14 protein-coding genes and 1 pseudogene are annotated in these 19,546 nt (G+C 70.1%); 7 read left to right on the plus strand and 8 right to left on the minus strand.

All coding sequences use genetic code 11. From position 1 onward, the window contains the following. Positions 1 to 5 precede the first annotated feature (5 nt). The 3 genes from CYQ11_RS23995 to CYQ11_RS24005 are packed head-to-tail and all read right to left on the minus strand — an operon-like array spanning position 6 to position 6,993. On the minus strand, positions 6 to 4,163 hold the full coding sequence (locus CYQ11_RS23995) for a TIGR02680 family protein (protein ID WP_099202427.1): 4,158 nt from the start codon (positions 4,161 to 4,163) through the stop codon (positions 6 to 8). Beyond that, positions 4,160 to 5,416, minus strand: coding sequence for a TIGR02678 family protein (locus CYQ11_RS24000; RefSeq protein ID WP_099202428.1), 1,257 nt, complete (start codon positions 5,414 to 5,416; stop codon positions 4,160 to 4,162). The genes CYQ11_RS23995 and CYQ11_RS24000 overlap by 4 nt, the downstream gene beginning before the upstream one ends. Further along, complete coding sequence (locus CYQ11_RS24005) at positions 5,413 to 6,993, minus strand: TIGR02677 family protein (RefSeq protein ID WP_099202429.1); 1,581 nt, start codon at positions 6,991 to 6,993, stop codon at positions 5,413 to 5,415. The genes CYQ11_RS24000 and CYQ11_RS24005 overlap by 4 nt, the downstream gene beginning before the upstream one ends. 510 nt (positions 6,994 to 7,503) lie before the next feature. Here CYQ11_RS24005 and CYQ11_RS29245 point away from each other — a divergent pair. Both CYQ11_RS29245 and CYQ11_RS29250 read left to right on the plus strand, forming a co-directional pair. Then, complete coding sequence (locus CYQ11_RS29245) at positions 7,504 to 7,758, plus strand: hypothetical protein (RefSeq protein WP_146104731.1); 255 nt, start codon at positions 7,504 to 7,506, stop codon at positions 7,756 to 7,758. A gap of 212 nt (positions 7,759 to 7,970) precedes the next feature. Next, a complete protein-coding gene (locus CYQ11_RS29250) occupies positions 7,971 to 8,195 on the plus strand; it encodes a hypothetical protein (RefSeq protein ID WP_146104732.1) in 225 nt (74 codons plus the stop codon). 350 nt (positions 8,196 to 8,545) lie between these two features. Here the strand turns inward: CYQ11_RS29250 and CYQ11_RS24010 are convergent, their stop codons facing one another. The 3 genes from CYQ11_RS24010 to CYQ11_RS24020 all read right to left on the minus strand — a co-directional run bounded on the left by CYQ11_RS24010 (position 8,546) and on the right by CYQ11_RS24020 (position 11,544). Next, a complete protein-coding gene (locus CYQ11_RS24010) occupies positions 8,546 to 9,592 on the minus strand; it encodes a fatty acid desaturase (protein ID WP_099202430.1) in 1,047 nt (348 codons plus the stop codon). Positions 9,593 to 9,763: 171 nt separating this feature from the next. Beyond that, positions 9,764 to 10,669: a hypothetical protein gene (locus CYQ11_RS24015; protein WP_099202431.1), complete on the minus strand. Its 906-nt coding sequence runs from the start codon at positions 10,667 to 10,669 to the stop codon at positions 9,764 to 9,766. A gap of 98 nt (positions 10,670 to 10,767) precedes the next feature. Further along, on the minus strand, positions 10,768 to 11,544 hold the full coding sequence (locus CYQ11_RS24020; protein WP_099202432.1) for a GntR family transcriptional regulator: 777 nt from the start codon (positions 11,542 to 11,544) through the stop codon (positions 10,768 to 10,770). Between the two features lie 110 nt (positions 11,545 to 11,654). Between CYQ11_RS24020 and CYQ11_RS24025 the strand changes: the two genes are divergently transcribed. Both CYQ11_RS24025 and dapF read left to right on the plus strand, forming a co-directional pair. Then, on the plus strand, positions 11,655 to 11,927 hold the full coding sequence (locus tag CYQ11_RS24025; RefSeq protein ID WP_099202433.1) for a hypothetical protein: 273 nt from the start codon (positions 11,655 to 11,657) through the stop codon (positions 11,925 to 11,927). Continuing rightward, the gene (gene dapF / locus CYQ11_RS24030) at positions 11,924 to 12,835 is read left to right on the plus strand and encodes a diaminopimelate epimerase (RefSeq protein WP_181143766.1); all 912 of its coding nucleotides are present in this window, start codon (positions 11,924 to 11,926) and stop codon (positions 12,833 to 12,835) included. The genes CYQ11_RS24025 and dapF overlap by 4 nt, the downstream gene beginning before the upstream one ends. A 155-nt stretch (positions 12,836 to 12,990) precedes the next feature. Here the strand turns inward: dapF and CYQ11_RS30450 are convergent. Next, positions 12,991 to 13,275 (minus strand): annotated as a pseudogene (locus tag CYQ11_RS30450) (AAA family ATPase); the annotation flags it as partial. Positions 13,276 to 13,300: 25 nt separating this feature from the next. Beyond that, positions 13,301 to 13,588 carry an AfsR/SARP family transcriptional regulator gene (locus CYQ11_RS24040; protein WP_240003716.1) on the minus strand — a complete coding sequence of 96 codons (288 nt, stop codon included), beginning with the start codon at positions 13,586 to 13,588 and terminating at the stop codon, positions 13,301 to 13,303. A 776-nt stretch (positions 13,589 to 14,364) separates the two neighbouring features. Here CYQ11_RS24040 and CYQ11_RS24045 point away from each other — a divergent pair. The 3 genes from CYQ11_RS24045 to CYQ11_RS24055 all read left to right on the plus strand — a co-directional run bounded on the left by CYQ11_RS24045 (position 14,365) and on the right by CYQ11_RS24055 (position 19,423). Next, the gene (locus CYQ11_RS24045) at positions 14,365 to 16,953 is read left to right on the plus strand and encodes a GmrSD restriction endonuclease domain-containing protein (protein WP_099202435.1); all 2,589 of its coding nucleotides are present in this window, start codon (positions 14,365 to 14,367) and stop codon (positions 16,951 to 16,953) included. Between the two features lie 636 nt (positions 16,954 to 17,589). Next, entirely contained in the window at positions 17,590 to 17,901 is a 312-nt protein-coding gene (locus tag CYQ11_RS30800; RefSeq protein ID WP_338105727.1) for a hypothetical protein, read from the plus strand. A gap of 334 nt (positions 17,902 to 18,235) precedes the next feature. Further along, on the plus strand, positions 18,236 to 19,423 hold the full coding sequence (locus tag CYQ11_RS24055; protein ID WP_099202436.1) for a serine/threonine-protein kinase: 1,188 nt from the start codon (positions 18,236 to 18,238) through the stop codon (positions 19,421 to 19,423). The last annotated feature ends 123 nt before the right edge of the window (positions 19,424 to 19,546 follow it).

A 19,546-nucleotide genomic window follows, 5' to 3' on the forward strand; every position in this document is an offset into this window, starting at 1 on the left:
CTCGTTCACGCCCACAGCGTGTCCTGGTCGGGCGCGGCGGTGCCGGCCGGCTCGGACTCCGCAGTTCCAGGGGAGCGCGCCGGCGCGGGGACGGTTGCCATGGGGTAGCCGGGGTCTGTGACCCGTTCGCGGCGGGTGCCGTCCCATTGCCAGCGGGTCACCAGGACGGCGTCGATGTCGTCGACGCGGGAGAGCTGGGCGATGGCGATGCCGGGCACTTGCGGGTAGCAGGCCCATTCGCGTTCGCTGGTCATCACCACGTCCAGGTCGAAGGCGTGCAGCAGGCCGAGGCACTTGGCGCGGGAGTCGTCGTCGACGCCCGCGAAGGCTTCGTCCAGGGTGACCAGGCGTGGCGCGTACGGGCCGGCGGTGGCGTAGTGCGAGGAGGCTGCGGCGAAGAGGGGGACGGAGACGGCCAGGACGCGTTCGCCGCCGGACGCGGGCCCGGTGGCCGGCACCCAGGTGCCGTGCTGGTGGCGTTCGATGCCGAACTCGTGCCACGTGCGGTAGTCGAGGGCCGTAGTGAGGACGTCGAGCCAGCTGCCTGCCGCGTCGTCGGCTTGGGCGCGGGCGATCTGGGCCTGCAGGAACTCGCCGATCGCTGCCCGGTCCTCGGCCGACCAAGCGTCGGCGGACTGGCGCAGCCGTGCCCGTGCCTGCGCCAGTCCGGCGGGTGCCTTGCGGGAGGGCCGCCACAGCAGGCGCAGCTTCATGCCGGTGGAGGTGGGCCGCTGCTCCAGTTCGGCGTTCATCGCGTGCACTTGGCGCTCGGCGGTGCCGATCAGCTCCTGCAGGGTGCCGGCGACCTCGGTCAGCAGGTGGGTCTCCAGGATCTCGCGTTCGTGCGCCGAGAGGATGCGGGTCAGCTCCTGGACCTCCGCGGCCAGGGCCTCGGCCAGCTCGGGGACGGCGCGTTCCCGCCCCTGGTAGACGAGGTCGACGACCATCCCGTCCTCGGTCATGCGAGCCGTGGCGCCGTGGCCGCCCCGGGAGAGGACGTCCTGGAGTTTCTTGTACTCCTCGCTGAGCCGCTTCTGCACGCGCTCCCAGGCACCGTCCGAGTCGTCCGTGTCGGACAGTTCGCTTTCGATGGCGCGGGCGAGCGTGATCGCCGGAGTGGCCGCCCACGTGCCGCCGTCCATCGGCGGCATGGGGACCTCGGGCAGGGCCACGGCGAGCAGACCGGTGGCCGCGAATCGCTGGAGCGCGGCGATGGCCTCGGCGCGCGCGGCTGCCGCGTCGTGGACGTCCTTCTCCAACTGATCGATGCGTCCCTCGGCCCGGCCGGTACGGCGGTCCGCGGCCGAGTAGTCGTGACGAGCCTGCTTCTGGTCCCGCTCGCACGTGGCGAGGGCGTCGGCCGTTTCGGTCAGACGGCGCTCCAAGTCCGCGACGGCGGCTCCGACAGTAGAGCGCAGCGTGGTGTGGTGCTCGTCCGCGGCGGCGGCCCGGCGGGCCGCCTCGGCCATACGCCCGTCCAGTTCCGTCACCCGTTCCCCGGTCCGGGCGGTCTCCGCCTGCTCGTCGGCGACGGCGCGTCGGGCTTCGTCGCGTTCCCGCAGGGCGGGCCACAGAGCGGCGAGGGCGGCGGTGTGATCGGCCAGGGCCTGGCGGACGGCCGCAAGGGCCGTCCGGTCGGTGGGCAGGTGGACGGCGTCGGCGGTCTCGTTCAGTTCCGCAGCAGCCTCGGCCTCCCGCCGGGCTGCCTCTGCCAGTTCGGCCGCGCGTTCCTCCTGGCGTTCCCTGGCCCGGTGGGCGGCGTCCGCCGCCGCAGCGGCCACCGCGTGGGCGTGGCGTAGCCCGGCGTCGTCGGGAAGGCCGGCCAGTTCGGCGTCCAGCCTGCGGCGCCGTTCGGTCACCGAGGCGTTCTGGGCTTCGAGACGGGCGGTGCTCTCCGCCAGGGCGTCCAGTTCGCCGCGCAGGGCGGTGATGCGGGCGCGGCGTGCTTCCTCGCGGGCGCCTTCGCCCACGTACACGGCGCTCTCCTTCGACCAGCTGCCGGTGAGCGCGCCGATGCGGAAGCGGCCGTCGGCCGCCACCCAGGTGCGGGGGGCCTCCGGGGAAGTGGCGTCCTCGTCCCCGAGCCCGATGGCAGCGAGGACGGCGGACACCGCTCGTTCCCCGACCTGGACAGCCCGGGGGTCGCCGTGGTCGACGGCGGGTCGCAACAGATCGGCGAGGACGGGCCCGGACAGCGGCGCGTCGGGGGCCGGCGGCGACAGCAGCACGTCGTGCCCCCCGGCTTCCAGGACGGTGCCGTCCGGGCACACCCACGCGTCCAGGAGCCCGGACGCCTCCAGCGCGGCTTCCAGTCCCGCCCGCTGCCCGGGAGTGACGTGGTCGCGGAAGTCGATCAGCCGCCACAGGGGCGCCCCAGGGGCCCGGTCACGCAGGCCGGGCGTGCGGGTGTGGGGCGCCGCCGGACCACGCTGGGCTCCGGCCTCCAGCTCGACCAGGTCTCCCTGGACCGCTGTGTGCCGGTCGGCGAGCTCTGCCAGCCTCCGGCCCAGCTCGGCGGTCTGATCGGCCAGGCCGGCGGCCAGCGTGCGGTGCGCGGCCGCGACCCGCTCCCGGGCCGGACTGGGGCCGTGCAAGTGGGTGCTCCAGTCCTGCAGAGCGTCCAGGAGCCCCGTCCGGTCGGCGACAGCCAGTTCCGCACACCGGTCGAGGTGTTCTCGTACGGCGTCGACCAGCTCCCGGCCCGCCTCGGCGGCGGCCGCTTCCGCCTGGGCCTTGCGTTCGCCGGTGTGGGTGGCCTCGGCCTGGGCGTCGTCCAGATGCCGGGCGGCGGCCCGCCGTTCGCCGACCGCATGTTCGGTCTGGGCGACCAGCTTCTCCACGTGATCGAGGGTGCGTCGTCTACGGGCCACCGCCTCTTCGGCCGCATGCCGCAGCTCGGCCCCGGGTGCCGTGCCGTCGCCGAGCACGTCGCCGAGCCGGGCCGCCCGGGCCGTCTCCTGCGCCTGGCCCAGCGCGTTCTCGACGCGCTGATCAGCCGCGGTCAGCCGTCCTTCGGCGCTCGCGAGGCGGCCCAGGGCGCGGGAGTGCGCCTGGGCTGCCTGTTCCCGGTCCCCTTCGGCGCGGCGCTTCTCCTCGGCGGTGCGGCGGGCGTCGGCCGCGGCCTGCTCCAGCTCCCGGGCGCTGCGCATCTCCGGGCCCGTGCGCAGGGCGGCGTCCTGGGCGGTCAGCCGTACGGCCGTCTCCTCCAGCCGGGCGATCCGCTCGGCCGCGTCGGTCCGGTGCCGCTCGGCTTCCTCCCGCTCGGCCCGTGCCTGGGTCAGGTCACGGTGCAGCTGTTCGTAGCGGGCGTGCTCGCTGCGGGGCAGCCGGGCCCGCCGCCGGGTGGCCACGCGGGCGTAGCGACGGTAGTAACCGAGGAACGCGGAGGCTGCCCGCTCGGCCTCGCTGGCCGCCCGCAGCTCTTCCTTCTCCTCGTCCAGGGAGTGAAACGCCTCGGCCACGTCGGCGATGACGGCCTGGTCCATGGGCGGCAGTGCCTCGGTCAGCGCCCGGGACAGGGCCGTCTCATTGGGCCGCTTGGACAGCTGGGGCTGGCGCAGCTGGATGAGCAGGTCGACCAGGGCCGCGTAGCGTCGCTCGCCGAGGCCGAACAGCGCCTCGTCGACCGCCCTGCGGTACGCCTTCGCCTGGTCGTAGACCATCCCGTGGCCGGCGACGGCCTCGGCCAGGCGGTCCCGCGACAACGCGGTGCCGGTCGTGTCGAGCAGGCTCAGTTCCTCGCCGACGCGCTGGTCGGTGACCGCGTACCAGTGGCGGGCGATTCCACGGCCCGTCACCGCCTTCAGGCCGCACAGCAACGTACGGAAGTGCGCGCGGCCGGATTCCTCGTCGCGCCGGCCGAACTCGATCCAGGTGTAGCCCAGCCGTTCGGGGTGCGGGTGCTGCCCGCCGAGCAGCAGGTTCCACTCCATGCGCTTGCCCGGGTCGGCGTCGGGCTCCACCCGCCGCGCGGACAGGTCGCCGTCCAGGAGGAAGGGAAGGGTCAGGGCGAGCACCTTGGACTTGCCGGTGCCGTTGTTGCCGCGCAGCAGCAGCCGGCCGTCCCGGAACCAGAACTCCTCGGTGTCGTAGTAGAAGAGATCGACCAGGCCGATACGCAGGGTCCGCCACCGGCCGGGCGCGGGGTCGGGCAGGACGGTCACGACTGCGATGCCTTTCGCTGAGAGGTAGGGGAGGTCCGGGAGCTGCGGGGAGCGGTGCGTCCTGGCTCCGTCACGACGGCCTCACCGACCGCATAGCGCGCGAGCGCCGGCAGTGCGGTGACACCCCCCGCGGTGTGACTGATCAGGCCAAGTGCGGTCAGCCTCTCCAGCGCCTGGCCCACCAGCTCCGCTTCCGCGCCGGGCTGCTTGGCGCTCTTCGACCAGAACGCGCCGTGCTCGGCGGCCAGCTCCCGCACCCGCCGCTCCAGATCACCGCGGCTCACCTCACCGTCCGAGGCCGCCAGGTACTCGGCGAGCAGGAGGGTGATCTGCCCGTGGGTGCCCTGCTCGGGCATCCGTACGTCGGTCAGATCGTCCTGCGGGTCGACCATCGCGATGCCCTCGGCCCGCACTTCCGGGACGAGACCGGTGAGTTCGGTGATACGGGCGGTGATGAAGGCGCGCTGCCGGGTGAGGTAGGCGAGTTCCTCGTCGCTCAGCTCGTCGTAGTACAGCACCGGGTCGTCCAGCAGCCGCCGGGTCAACGTCTGGCGGATGGCGCGGAACCGGAGATCGTCGCTGTCCAGCGCGCTTTCGGCGGTCAGCTCGGCCAGACGTTCCTCGAAGTCGCCGCAGGTGATGGTCGACGGGCCGCGGCGGGCGGACAGCAGCCCCGCCAGAACGCGGCGCTGCACGTCGTACAGGACGTCACCGGTCCCGGTGACGTACGCCTCCTCGTCCCCGGCCACCCGCCGCAGCACCCCGTACCGCAGCAGCAGCCGCACCGCCGCCGCCAGGTCCAGTCGCTCGTCCCGGCGCTCCATGGTGAACTCCACCCCGGCGGCGACCAGGTGCGGATCCGCGGCGTCCAGCGTGACCTGGTCGGCCAGCCGGCCCAGGGCGATCTGTGCCTCACCCCGCTCCAGGGCTGCCAGCGCCAGGCACAGCAGCACGTACCGGCGGCGCGTGAACGGGGCGCGGGCACGAGACGCCTCACGCGCCGGGTGCGTGGGGTCGGCCAGACTGCCGGGGGTCCGGGCCAGCCGGGCGCCCTCCGCGTCCAGGCGCAGCGACCAGCCGGTGTTGCGGTCGAACCACTCGCGCAGAACGGACGCGTGCTGTCGTACCAGCCGGAACTCGTCCGCGTACGGGCCCTGAGCCAGCAGCAGCGGCTCTTTCAGGAGCGCCCGGGCGGCCTTGTGCGTTTCGGCGGTGCGCCGGCCGTCCAGCACGTCGCCCAGGGGAGTGGTCACGGGTGGACCTCCTCGTACGTGGCTTCGGGACCGGTGAGATCGGTGATCTCGACCAGGTGGTCGGGGCCGCTGAACACCCCGCCGGGCGTGCGGATCTCGGCCGTCGTGCCGTCGGCGAGGGCGGTCAGCCGGATCTCCATCGAGCCGTCGTTGCTGGTGGCCACCGTGCTCTTCGTCCCGGGCCGCCAGGTGGCGAGGGCGTCACCGAGCAGTTGCAGGAATAGACCGAAGGCCATCGGGTCGAGCTCCCCAAGCGCGGACAGCCGCGTGGCGCCGTCGGTCGCGAGTCTGGCTCGGGCGGCGGCGATCTCCCGCGCCTGTTTGGCGGCGATCTCCGCGAGTTCCCGCCGCTGTTCGGACCGGTCCGTCACCCGGCGGGCCCTGCCGCGGCGTTCGTAGCTGCCCGTACGACGCAGCTGTGGGCTGATCCTCAGCGGCTCCGCCTCGGCCCACGGAGTGGACGGGGCCACCGGACGGGCCGTGCGCTGGGCCAGGGTCTCGGCGTCCACGGCGAGATGACGGGCGGAGTACAGACCGAAGGCGGCCCGCCACAGCCGGTGCCGGGCCTCGTCGTCCGGGGCCTCGGCGAACCAGCGGGCCAGGGTGCGGAAGTCCGCGGACCGGTCGGAGCGCCCGGCCCTGCGTTCGTTCAGCTGCCGTACGACCGTCAGGAGCTGCGGTATCGCCCCGAGGGCCCGGCTGCGCAGCAGCCGGGCCTGCGACTCGCGGCCGTCCGCTGAGACGAACCAGGCGGCGAGCCCTGACCACTTGGCTGCCCAGCGGGCGTACGCCTCTTCCTCGGCGGTCTCCGCGTCCTCCGGGGCGGCGTCGGTTGCTTCCCGGGCCGCTGCCAGCCGCAGCAGAGCACGGGCCCGGCCGTCCTGCTCCAGCTCACCGATGAGCACGGCGATCCGGCCGCCCAGCGTGATCAGGTCCTGAATGAACCGCTCCAGGTACTGGATCAGCCGGTCCTTGTAGGCGAGAAACACCTCGACCTGCACCCCGTGCAGGTCGACCGTGCGCTGGAGCGAACCCATGAACGCCCGCGCGTTCTCCGCCAGCGCCTCGAACCGGCCCGTCAGCGCCGACAGCGCCAGATGCGCCTTGGCCGCGTCCGGCTCACCCTCCTCCAGCTCGGCCGCGATCACCAGCAGCGCCCGCAGCTGCGTGACGATGTCGTGCAGCGCCACCGCCTGCAGCGCACCGCGCCGCCCCAGCGCCTCGTCGTACGCCGACAACGCCTGCTCGGCGGCCTCCCCGGCCTGCGTGAGCTGATAGATGAACCGCTTGCGGTAGAAGTCCTCGACCGCGGTGACCCGGGAGGTATCAGGGTCCGCCCGCAGATTGCCCCACTCCGCGAGACGGTCCAGAGCCTTCATCACTGCGTCCAGGTCGGACGGCCGGTGCTCCGGCGGCAGCGCGGCGTACACGTCCTCGGGCCGCAGATGTACCGCGAACCGCTCCTTCGCCGTGAGGAACGTACGCATCAGGCGCCGGTAGAGGACGGCGTTCGGAGCGGTCAGGTGGGCGAACGGCGCGTAACCGCCACCGGTCGAGCCGGAAGACTCTGGCGTCATCGTCCGGGCATCCTTCCAGGCAGATGCTCCGCGGCGGAAATTCCTGGGGTGAGGAACCGCCTCCACCTGTGGCAGATCTCGTCGGAGGGAGCCGGCACCAGCGCCACGCTGCCGGCAGCGTGGGGCCGCCGCGCTGTGACCCGCGCGCAAGGGGATGTGACGCTCGTCGTCGACATGCTCAGCTCCTCCTCTCGGGCCGCCACGACCCGGCGCGCTGCTCTTCCGGAATCGGCCCCACCGCAAGCCGTCGCCGGTCACGATGAGACTGTACGGTGCGCCACTGACAGTGGGCCCCGAGACGGCCGGAGCCTGGGGCACTTCCGGGAGACGCCCTATGCCGCTGGGCTGCGGGCTCCATTCCGGTCCGGCGGCTGGGGCACTCCGGCGCTCGGTTCCGGCAGACCCCCGGGGTCGACATCAAGGGCCATCGGGCTTGTTGTCGTTTCCGACATCGATGATCCGAGGATGGCGTGGCCAGGACGCCGGACGAAATGTAGCATTATATCGCGCTTGGAAGCCACGACTGGCGAGGCCGGCCAGAACTCCCCCCGGCACCACCCGATTCGCCCCAAGGACGACACCAAGGTTCCCGGGCTCAACCTGGGTGGTGATTTCACCAACGACGAGACCGACGGCATTCTCAAGAGGGGTGGGGTCGCAAGCCGCATCGCCATCGCCGATACCAACGCGCTCCTCCGGTTCCTTGATCCGCAACCACAGGCCGTGATGCGTGAAGGGCGGACTTCTCCTCGATCGGCCACTTGATCGTCTTCCCGCTCGTCTTGGCGGAGCTGGATTACCTTTGTCCGCGGACACGCCGAGGTCCAGGTGAGCGGATCGGGCCGGCGAGCCCAGGCTCTGCCCTGGCTGGTGATCCCATCTGGAGGAGGCAGCGACGGTGGTGCGGGCTCGGTTCTGACGGAATCGGTCACAGATAAAGTCGATCCACCGCCGGCTGCACAGTGAGGAGTGCCGTAGTGATCAATCGCCATAATGAGTTGGACTACGGACTTCACAGTCCGGACTATGGCTTGTCTTACGAGCCCGATCCATGGGCCGAGCCCGAGCCTGCCTACGATCCGGACGCGTGGGAGAACGACTTCCGGGAGCAAGATTCGAACGAAGATCATGCTGAGGCCGGGTGGGAACAAGCTCTGCGCGAGGGCTACATCACCAGAGAACAGTTCGCGCGGCGTCGCTAGGTCCACGCTCCCGACACGCCATGGCCTGAAGCGGCGGACCAAGGGCAGACGATCAGGTCGGCAGTGGAAAAGCTGCGGACCAAGCTGGCTGATCCCAGCCTCAGCGACGAAGAACGGGCCGAGAACGAGCGGACGATGGCGACGCTGGAGCGCATGCTCGAGGAGGGCGAATAGTCGCCGAGGCTCCTACGCGTCGCCTGCGGTGAGGCCGGGAGTGTCGGTCGGGAGAGCGGTCAGGGCGGTGCGGTTCGTCGGGTCAATTCGACTCCTTTTCTGACCGGTGGGCGGAATCTCGCTTTTTGGTGTGCGGAATTCCGACGTCACACGGTGCGCTGGGGCCCTCGGATGGGTCAAGTCGCTCGGCGCGTGGGTGCGGTCTCGCCACCCGAGATGCCGGGAGCAGGGGTGAGGGCGCTGAAATGGCGGCCGGCGACCGTGGGGCTGCCGAGGAGCAGTCCGTTGGGCGTGAAGTGTGGAGGCGGCAGGTGCCGCTCAAGGGCGGGCAGGTAATTCCACCGCATGCCGGGATGGGCGGAGTGGGCGTAGTGGTGGAGGTCGCCGTAGGGGAGCCAGGTCATGGCGGTCAGGGCAGCGAGGAAGCGGTTGCGGGGGTAGAGCCGCAGGCACCGGCCGGCCTCGACGTAGGCTGCCGGACCGGTGCGGACCGCAGGGTCGAACCATGTGTGTTCCACAAGCAGGCTGAGGTGGGCGAGCTGAGGGTAAAGGAGCAGGCGCGGGACGAGAAACCCCCAAATCAGCGCGGCTGGCCCACCGATCGCGAAGGCACCGCCCGCCAGAGCGAGGATGGTGATCGTGCGGCTGGGGGAATGGCGCAAGGTCTTCACGATCCCGGCCATGGTGGAGCGGATGCCGCGCGGGGTGAGCGGCCGGATGAGAGCCATGGTGAAGGCCACGCGGGTGGCTCCCTGGCGGAGGCTGGCCTCATGAAGTTCGGCCAGGTTCGGGTCGGTGCCCACCACGGTGGCGTTGGGGTGGTGGTCGTGCACGTGCCTGCGGCGCCGGACGGGGAGGGGAGCCAGTGCGAGGGGGTGGTGCGCAAAGACCTCACCGAGCAGGAGATTTGCCCGGGCAGTACGGGCGAGGACGCCGTGGACGGCGAAATGGCTGATCTCCTGGAGATGCCGGAAGTGCACGGCGACGGCGACGGCCGTGACGGCAGCTGCCAGGGGGCCGTGAGCCGCCAGGAGCCACCATCCGGCGATTTGCAGCCACTGGCCGATGAGCAGCAGCAAGGGTGTGAGGTTGTTGACGCGGCGGCGCTGAAGCGATATCAGGTCGGCGGTCGGGGCGGTGCGGGGCCGCTTGCGGGCGAAGTGCGCCCGGTCGACCTGGCGCAACGCAACGCCGGCGGCGATGAGGACTAAACAGAGGCGCATGGTGGTCCTGCGGTGGCAAGGGGCGGGCACTCCCCGCCGTGCAGCACGCAGAGTACTTATTGGTCCACCATTTGGGGAAGGCTTCCTGATCTTGCGGTCCGAGGGATGACGCGAAAGAGGCCCGGCGGTTGCCGGGCCTCTTGGTTGTCCGTTTCGGTTGTGAGTCGCCGGCTACAGCTTGTCGACGACGTGCCGGACGCGGTCCTCGTCCCAGGTGGTCTCGAGCAAGGGCCGGACTGCGGTCTCGTACGTTCGCAGCGTGGTCGGCGCGGAGTCGGTACCGTTCCCCCAGATCGATTCGAATCGGGAGATCCACCGGTCGACGCCCTTGAAGTGCATCGTCGAGCGCCCCTTCGTGTAGTCGGCGTCCCCCTGTTCTTCCTCCACGAGGGCCGCGGCCCTGGAGAGGATGACGACGTCGACGGCCTGATCGGCGCGCAGCCTGTCACGTACCGCCAGTCCGCAGCTGACGCCCAGATCGCGGTGGTGAGTGATGACGTTCAGCAGGTCGCGGGCATAGTCCTCGCGAAGGAGATCGCTTTCGAAGGCGATGAAGAGCCGGTTGATGGTGCCGCCGTTCTGCAAGAACTGACGGTTGGCGGCGAGGTAGTCGCGCCTGCCGGTGAGCAGCGCCGGATTGGTCGTCAGGTCGGCTGCCAGGATCCTCTGCGGCTGTGAACCTGACTCCACGAGGGTGTTGACGAGCATCACCGACAGGCGGGGCACTTCGCCTGCGTAGACCTGCACGTGGCCGTCAGCCACGGCGTTGTAATCGGCGATGAGCTCGTTCTCGAGTTTCGCGCGGACCAAGTCGTAGTAGTGCGCGTCATCCATGGATCTCAGGTTATTGGCTCGCCGCAGGGTGATGAAGCGCTGTCGCAGCCAGATGTGCGAGCCCACAAGCACCATGACGATCACGGTTTCGGCGACCAGGAGGACGTTCTTGGCGGTGCCACGGGCACTCAGCCAGGCGACGATCGGGGTGACGATTCCCACGAGGCCGATCAGATTGTTCAGTACGGGCGACGCTAAGGCGTCGGCGGCCCGGCTCGCTGGGCCGCGGCGCGGTGCAGTCATGGATCCATCCCCTCCCTACGGCCAATGCCGTGATGCTTTCTCGATGGCCGAGCCGTCCCCGCCCAGCGCGCCCGGACGTCCTCGAAGCGGCCGGTGCGTCAGATGCGCGGTACCGGCGACGGCGCCAGCGGAATGTCGTACGTGATGGCCCAACGCTCGGTGGGAACGAGAAGGTCCGCTGTCTCCACCGGCCGGCCACTCGTGTCGTAGTGCGTCCGTTGGATCAGCGTCGCCTGCGTGCCCGGGGCCATCCCGAGGATCTGTGCCGTCTCACGGGTGAGCAGGACCGGGAAAGGGACCTCGACCACGCGTGCGACGGTGATCCCGATGGTGGCCATGCGTTCGACGACACCCCGGCCGGCGAGCGGGCCGCCCTCGGGCAGTACCACCGGCGTGCCGGCGGTCAGGGCGTACGGCTCCCAGCTGGTTGCCGTCAGCATCGGGCGACGGTCGGCAAGAACCTCGTACTCGGTGCGCACACAGAGATCATCGACTTCGATGTCCAGGCGCGAGGCGATCTCGGGCGGTGCCGGTACCCGGGCGGTGCTTTCCGACTCCACAGTCGTGTGCGACCCGGCGGGAGCTAGGCCCAGCCTGTCCGGCGAGCCGATCGGGGTCACCGTGCGCGGCAGGGCCGCACGCTCGCGGGGAGCGCGTACGTACGTGCCGCGGCTGCGCCCCCGAAACCCTTCCAGCAGCCCTTCGCCGGTCAGGAGCTCCACTGCCTGCCGAACGGTGTTCTCCCCCACGCCGAACTCGGCTGCCAGTGCAGGCCGGTTGGGGAGCTTGTGGCCCGGGGGCCAGCTGCCGTCAGCGATGCGGGCCCGGAGCGCCTGCGCAACCCGTAAGTAGTTCGCCCCCTGACGGTAAGCCATACCTCTCCTCGCCGCGGCACCGGTGAAACGTATTGACAATTTAGTTCACCAATAAAAAAATGGGGGACCAATAAGAACTCTCAGTAATCAGTAGATGGAATCGGGATGCAGTGGGCCATGACCGTCGCCGGAACGCCGCCGTACGCACAGCAGCCGTTGCTCTGGCCGCCCGACTCGCCGAGCTGACCGGCATCGCGCCCCGCATCACCGACGAACCCCATGCCGTCCGCATCGAAGCCGATGTCACCGATGCCGCATTACGCCGCTGGACGGAGCTGCTGGCCGTCCTCGAACGCGGCACCGACTACGGCGTCACCAACGCGCCCAGCGGACAAGTCGCCTGGATGCGCATCGAGTCGCCGAGAAGAGGCCCCCGCTTGTGACCGGACCGCAGCTCGACGCCCTGCCCTTCGCCAAGGGCCACGGCTGTCAGAACAGCTTCCTGCTCCTTCCCGATCCCGCCGGTCGCCTCGACCTCACCACCGACGAGATACGCCGGCTGGCCGACACCCACACCGGCGCCGGAGCCGACGGCATCCTGCGCGTGGTGCGCTGCACCGCCGCCCCCGAGGCCGTCGCGATGGCAGGGACAGCCGAATGGTTCATGGACTACCGCAACGCGGACGGCAGCCTCGGCGCGATGTGCGGCAATGGAATCCGCCTCTTCGCCCGGTACCTGGTCGATGCCGGCCATTGCTCACCGGGGACCCTTGCCATTGCCACGCGGGCCGGAGTCCGCCACGTTCGTGTCCCGCCGGCGAGCGATGGCGCACAAGGTCAAGTGAGCGTCGTCATGGGCAGCCCCGCGTTCCCCGGCCCCGACCACATCACGCTCGTCGCTGCCGGACGCCGGTGGCCCGCGACCCACGTCGACATGGGCAACCCCCACGCCGTCGTCTTCGTCGACGACCTCGCCGACGCCGGCACTCTGCATGTCCCTCCCATCGCAGAACCTGCCGACGCCTACCCTCACGGCTTCACCACGGAATTCGTCGCCGTCCGCGGTCCGGGGCACCTGGCCCTGCGTGTCCACGAACGCGGCGTCGGTGAAACCCGCGCCTGCGGCACCGGTGCCTGTGCCGCCGTCGCTGCCCATCGGCGCCGTGCCCACGACACCCGGGCTGCCGACTACCGCGTCGATCTCCTGGGTGGGCGGTTGCACGTAGCTGTCGCCGGTGACGGCACCATGACTCTCGCCGGGCCTGCTGTCATCACTGCCCATGGCGTGATCGGCCTTCCGGGCTCCGAGGAACGCACTGATCCGCTCTCGAAGCTCGAAGGCGTGCGATGAGGGAGTGCCATAGGAAGCCGGAGGCACAGCCCCCGTTGCCTACGCCTGCGTCGGGTGCCGGGCCGTGTGCCCATTGCGGAACGACACGAACGAGCGAGGTTTAAGGGAGACGCGAGAAGGACCAGCAGTAGGACCTCCACCAGATCACCGAACGCGTCCACCAGGTGCTCGCAGCTATCGAGTACCAGCAGGGCCTGCTGGTCGCGCAGATGGTCCACCAGGCTGTCCCTCGCGCGGCGTGCCGACTGGTCACGGGCGCCGAAGGCTTCCGCGACGGCTCGGTCCAGCAGCACCGGGCCGGACAGGGCAGCCAGATCGGCCATCCATACGCCGTCGGGGAACGCCTCCCGCGATACGCCGGCCGCCACCCGCAGCGCCAGGCGCGTCTTGCCGACGCCCCCGGCCCCGGTCAGCGTGACCAGACGGGCGGCCTCCAGCAGGTACCGGGTCCGGGCGACCTGCTCCTCACGCCCCGAGGCAGGCCCTGGCCTGCCGGACCAGGTCGTCGAAGCGTGCGAGGCCGAGTGTCTCCCCGGCTGTCTCCAGCACGTACCCCTGCGGGCAGCTCCGCAGGGGTACGGACTGTCCCCCCAGGGTCCTCCGCAACCGAAGCACATGGTTCTGCAAGGTGTTCCTGGCACCCTCTGGCGGACGCCCGTCCCACACCCGGTCCACCAGCATGTCCACGGGAACCGTCCGGTTGGCCTCCAGCAGCAGACAGGTCAGAACGGTCCGCTGCTTGGCCCCGGGCACCGGAAGAACAACTCCGTCCCGCATCACCTACAGCGGACCCAGAACCCCGAAGGCATAGCAGCCCACCCCACCCCCGGTGCTTCACAGATCCCCCTCCCCGGTGATACGCGGAGGCTTCTTGACGCGTACGCCGAGCGCGTGAGGCCCCGCCGCCACTCCGGGCCCCAGATGGCGCCGGTGGGCTTGCCGGTCACGTGTGGTGTCGCGCAGTGCTCGCGGCGGCAACGAGTACACGGCGGCCTTCTTCTCGGGGGTAGGCACACCGGGCCGACGCGGTCGCTGTCTGGAGCCTGTGGCCGCCGTCCCTCCAGCAGCCATGTCCATCGCTGACGCTCGTATGACGCTCCGAGCGTTTCCGACGGCCGTCGCTCGACCCGAATACCATCGCTGACCTGCGGTTTCTTCCGGCATCCCGCCTGCCGACACCTTTTCCCCATGTGGAGTGCGTGGCGATCCTGGAGCCGGTGGGCAAGGAGGGCTGAGGGGCTCTTCCGTCACTTGCGCGCTATGGGCGTTATGTTCGCGACGGGCGATATCTTGACGCCGGAATGATGCTCGTTGGGAGCGAATGGAGGGGCAAGAGGCGCCCCTCAACCCGATCGCCGAGCCCGGTTGAGGGGCGCCTCTGCGTTGGCTGACGGAGGGCCCACCGCCCGTACTTGCTCCCCGAGTCCGGTGCGCTGCGCCTGATTCAGGATCAGCATTGTCGGTGGTGGGCCGTATCGTCGCTGCCGAGAGGTCCTGGTGGGGCGAGACATTCGAGGACGGACACCGTCATGCAGGCTAAAGAGACACTGTTCGCCGACCTGGTGCAGGGGCGGGCTCAGCAGTTTCAAGTCCCTCTGTACCAGCGTACGTACTCCTGGTCGGAGAAACAGCTGGCACAGCTGTGGAACGACATCCTCGAGCAGGCTGAACTACTCGAGTCCGGTGCGACGGTGAACACGCACTTCCTCGGCTCGGTTGTGCTTGCCCCGTCCCCTCAGAACGAGGCGACGTTTCCCCGTTGGCTCGTTGTCGACGGCCAGCAGCGGCTGACGACGCTGTCCCTCGCGCTGGCGGCGATCCGCGACCACATTGTCGACGGACAGCCGGACGAGGCCGAGCGGATCGATGAGGAATACCTCATCAACAAGCGCAAGAAGGGCGGCGACTATTTTCGCCTGCTGCCCACCCAGGCGGACCGGCCGCAGTACGCCGCACACATCCACAGGGTCCACTCGGACCGGGCTTCGGGGGACAGGGTCGCGGCCGCCTATCGCTTCTTCCGCCGCAAGTTGGTTGAAGCGGATGATCCCACAGGCGCCCAGGACATGTTGCGTATCGAGCAGGCGATCACGTCCCGGCTCACGCTGGTGGCGGTGACCGCCGAGCGTGGTGACAACGTCCACCGCATCTTCGAGTCGCTCAACAACACCGGACTGAAACTCAGCCAAGCGGATCTGCTGCGCAACTATTTGTTCATGCGTCTGCCAACTCGGGGAGAGCATGTCTACGAGAGCCATTGGCTGCCGCTGCAAGCCAGCCTGAGCAATGACGAGCTCGAACAGCTGATGTGGCTGCAGCTGGTACTTGACGGGGAGGACAGGGTCCGTCGGCAGGACCTGTACGCCGCCCAGCAACAGCGTTTCGAGCGCGGGAGGACGGATGGGGCGGATGCCGAGGCGGAGATCGAGTCGTACATCAAGGAGTTGCGCCGCCGCGGCTTGCTCTTCCGTAAGGTGCTCCACCCGGTGGAGGAGACCTCCCTCCTGGTCCGCGGCCACTTGAGCCGGCTGCACGACTGGCAGGCCGTGGTGACCTATCCGGCGCTGATGCTGGTGCTCGATCGACGGGCCCGAGGAGAGCTGGACGAACGTGAGACAGCGCGGGCCATGTCGTACATCGAGAGCTTCCTGGTACGGCGAACGATCTGCCGGGTGCCGACGAACAACCTGAACAGGATCTTCCAGTCCGTGCCCGCCCAACTCCCGGCCGACGTACCGGTGGCCGACGGGCTGCATCAGCTTCTCTCCGCCGAGAACCGCTTCTGGCCGGATGACGAAGAGCTGCGCGAGAAGATCCGAAACGCGCCTTTCTATCAGTACGGGCGGCCGAATCAGCGCAGGCTGGTACTCCAACGGCTGGAAGAGAGCCACGAGCACCCCGAGCCGGTGGACTTCGGCTCGGCGCAGCTGACCATTGAACACGTGATGCCGCAATCGCCCGGCGAAGAGTGGATGCGGATGCTGCGCGAGGACGTGACCGAAGGCGAGAGCCCGGAGGACCTCCACGCCAGGCTGCAGCACACGCTCGGCAATCTGACGCTGACCGGCGTCAACTCCGAGCTGTCCAATCACCCCTTCGAACGTAAGCAGGGGCTGCTGCACGGCAGCCACCTGGAGATGAACAGGCGCATTGCCGCAACCGAGCGCTGGGGAGCCCGGGAAATCCTCGACCGAGCCGACGAACTCGCCGATCGGGCGGTTCGGCTGTGGCCGGGCCCGCTGAGCGGTGTCGGACGCGCCGAGCGCAGCCGTGACTGGCACCTGGCCCACCAGGTGCTCGCCGGCCTTCCGCACGGCACTTGGACGTCTTATGGGGATCTGGCCGCGTTCATCGGATCCGGAGCCCAGGCCCTGGGCAGCCACCTCGCCAAGGCGGAGGGAGTGGCCAACGCGTACCGGGTGCTCAACGCCGACGGCAGGATCGCCGAGGGTTTCCGGTGGACCGGACAAGACGGCGGGGATGTCCGTGCCCGGCTTACTGCCGACGGCATCCACTTCACTGTCACGGGGGCTGCCGATCCGGTCCAGCGCCTCACCAGCGACGACCTTGCTCTGCTCCTCGCAGGCACTGAGGGTGAAGACGAGCCGGCGGTGCGGGAGGGGATCGCGCAGGACGGCGGGGAGCCGCGAGGCGAGGAGACCCGCGCCGCTAGGTTCTTCCGTCAGCTCGCGGACGACGACAGTCCCTCGACTGTGGCAGCCGTGCGTGAGCTGTTCACTCGCTGGGAGAAGCTCGGAGGCTGGATCGGTCATGGCGCCGGTGAGGTCACGACCAGTGCTTTCCTCATGCTCGGGAACGCCGGCAGCCCAGGTCGGGGAATCTGGCCGCTGACCGTCTATCCGGGCAGCGGGCGCGGCGGCATGGCGGAGGTCGTGTTCCAGCATCTGGCGAGCCGCGAGCCTTTCACGGACCGTTCCCTGCGCGCCGAACTGCTCGGCAGACTGAACGAGTTGGAAGGCGTCCTGATTCCGGAGGGGAAGCTTGAGCTGCGTCCCAGCTTCCGGCTCTCTCTACTGGAGAACGACCGTAACCGCGAGGCCCTGTGCGAGACACTGGGCTGGTTCCGCGACCGTTGGGAGGGGCGGGGCGCCACCTGAGTCTCAGGCTGTCCCCGCTCGCGCAGGGCCACTCCCGCGGACCGGACCCCGGCTTGGCGATGCAGGAGATGGCAGTCGGGAATCCAGGGCCGGGAGGGAACGTGAGCGGCTACACCAAAGCGGATCTGAAGGCGCGGGCGGGCGCGCGGTCCTTCGAGCGTGGCCAGGAATATCTGGACGCGGTGACTGTGACGGAATTCGGCGACAGCTTGGTTATCGCGATGGTCCGGGGATCCAAAGTCTACGAAGTGGTAATGGAATTGGAGGTGCCCGAGGGGCCCGCTGGACGGTGCGACTGTCCGTACGGCCGCGAAGGTCACTTCTGCAAGCACCTCGTCGCGGTCGGACTGGCCCGGGGACGTGGAGGCGGTGATCGCGGTGCACGCGGCCGACCTCGCCCCGGACGGCAGCACCCATCTCGCCATCGCCCGTGAGCTGGATGCCGTCGGCCGCCGGGGCGAAGCGCTGAGCTAGGCGGAACGCGGCATCGCCGAAGCTCAGGACCCCGCCGGCAGAAGCCTCGACCTCATCGACTACCTCTGCACCCGATACGCCCAGGCCGACCAGCCTTCCCGTGCCGTCGAGCTGCGCCGCGACCACTTCACCGCCCGCCCCACAGCGGCCGCCTACCAGCAGTTGCGCGGTGCGACCCAGGCCGCTGGCGACTGGCTGGCCGAACGGGAGCGTGCTCTCGCGGTGCTGCGCGCCGACGCCGGAGCGCATTCGCAGAGCCGGTACCGGGGCCCGGTCCTTGTTGACGTCCTCCTCGACGACAAGGACCTCGATGCCGCCTGGCAGGCAGCGATCGGAACCGGGGCCGACGACACCCAGCGGCTCGTTCTCGCCGACCTCGCCCGCGCCTCCCGTCCCGCCGACGCACTCGGTGTGTACCTGCGGCTGGCCGAGCCCTTGAAACAGCGGACGGGCAGCCCGGTCTACGAGCACTGACCGGTCTGCTCCTCAGCGTGCGAGACTGCCACCGCCGCCTGGGCACAGAGGAGGAGTTCACGGCCTACCTCACCGCTCTGCGTGCCGGCCAGAGGCGTAAGCGGAACCTGATGCGGATCCTGGACGCACACGGTCTGTGACAGCGGTGGCGAGCGGGAGACATATCTCCGGCCGGGGCTTCACGGACGAGCCGTGCGCGCCCAAGAGCCTCACCCGAGCGCACCCCACTGACCGCCTCTTCCCCTCGAATACACTGCCGGTGCACCCCGGGGCGCACGCGGCACCGCCGCGTCGGGGAGCAGGCAGCCACCACCACACGGAAGGCCCGCAGCCCGTGGAGCCATTGAGGGACGACGACCCGCTGACCATCGGCGGATACACCCTGGTGTGCCGGCTCGGTGCCGGAGGCATGGGGCAGGTCTACCTCGGGGAGTCCCCGGCGGGTCAGCAGGTCGCCGTGAAGATGATCAAGCCGTCGGTACTCGACGAGGACAGCAGGGCGCGGTTCCTGCTCGAAGTAGACAGCCTCAAGACGGTGTACGGTCCGTTCATCGCGTCCTTCGTCGCCGCGGACGCCCAGGCGGAACGGCCCTGGCTGGCCGTCGAGTTCGTCGCCGGGCCGGATCTGCTGACCTTCGTCACCGGGCGCGGGCCGCTGCCGCTCGCGGAGACGGCGAGCCTCGGGGCCCTGCTGGCCGAAGGACTCGGCATCGTGCACGAGGCGGGGCTGCTGCACCGCGACCTCAAGCCGCAGAACATCCTGCTCGCTCCGCACGGACCCAAGGTGATCGATTTCGGTCTCGCCGTGCTCGCCGAGCGACGCTCCACCCTGACGGCCACCGGTGTGGTCGTCGGCTCCGTCCTGTGCATGCCGCCAGAGCAGGCCCGGGGCGAGCACCATCTCGATCCCTCCGCGGATGTCTACGCGCTGGGCGCGGTCCTGCTCTACGCGGCCACCGGCCACTACCCCTACACAGGCCCCAGCTGGCAGGCCGTCGCACTCAAGATCGAGGACCCGGCCACCCCGCCGGATCTGAGCGGTCTGCCTCCTCAGCTGGAACCGCTGATCTCCGGGATGCTCGCCCTGGATCCCGCTGCCCGGCCGACGCTGGCACAGGTCATCGCGGAGCTCGTGCAGGTCATGGCGGGCCAGGGGCTGACCGCCGCCCAGGCCAAGCGCCGGCTCACGGACCTGACCCCTGGGGTCATGCTGCCCGAGCCACCTGCATCGCCCGGGGCCGGAGGGCTCCCCGACGGCTGGACCGGCTACACGCCGACCGTCGTGGACGTGGCCGCGCGGGAGGACGACGAGACACCGCGAGCCGAGGAGGCGCCGGAGGAGCGGGGCAGCTCCCGGGCCGAGGGGGAGCCTGCACCCTCTGCTGCCGACGCGCCCAGCGAGGTGTCCGCCCCGGCAGGCTCGGAGGGGAGCGGCCCGTCACGGAAGGGCGTCCAGCTGTCCGTGCCGCTGCGGATCGCCGAGGCTCTGAGGGGTGAGTACGCGCGCGACGCGCGCTTCTGAGGAGCCGATCGCTCACCTCCGCAGCCGCCGAAGCACGCGCGGTCAGGGGCCGGCACCATCAAGGGGCCGCCGTGTGATTGGGCCTCGCCCTTGGCTACCGGCATTCGGTCCCGACCCTCATAC

It is taken from the genome of Streptomyces cinnamoneus (assembly GCF_002939475.1).
Taxonomy (GTDB): domain Bacteria; phylum Actinomycetota; class Actinomycetes; order Streptomycetales; family Streptomycetaceae; genus Streptomyces; species Streptomyces cinnamoneus_A.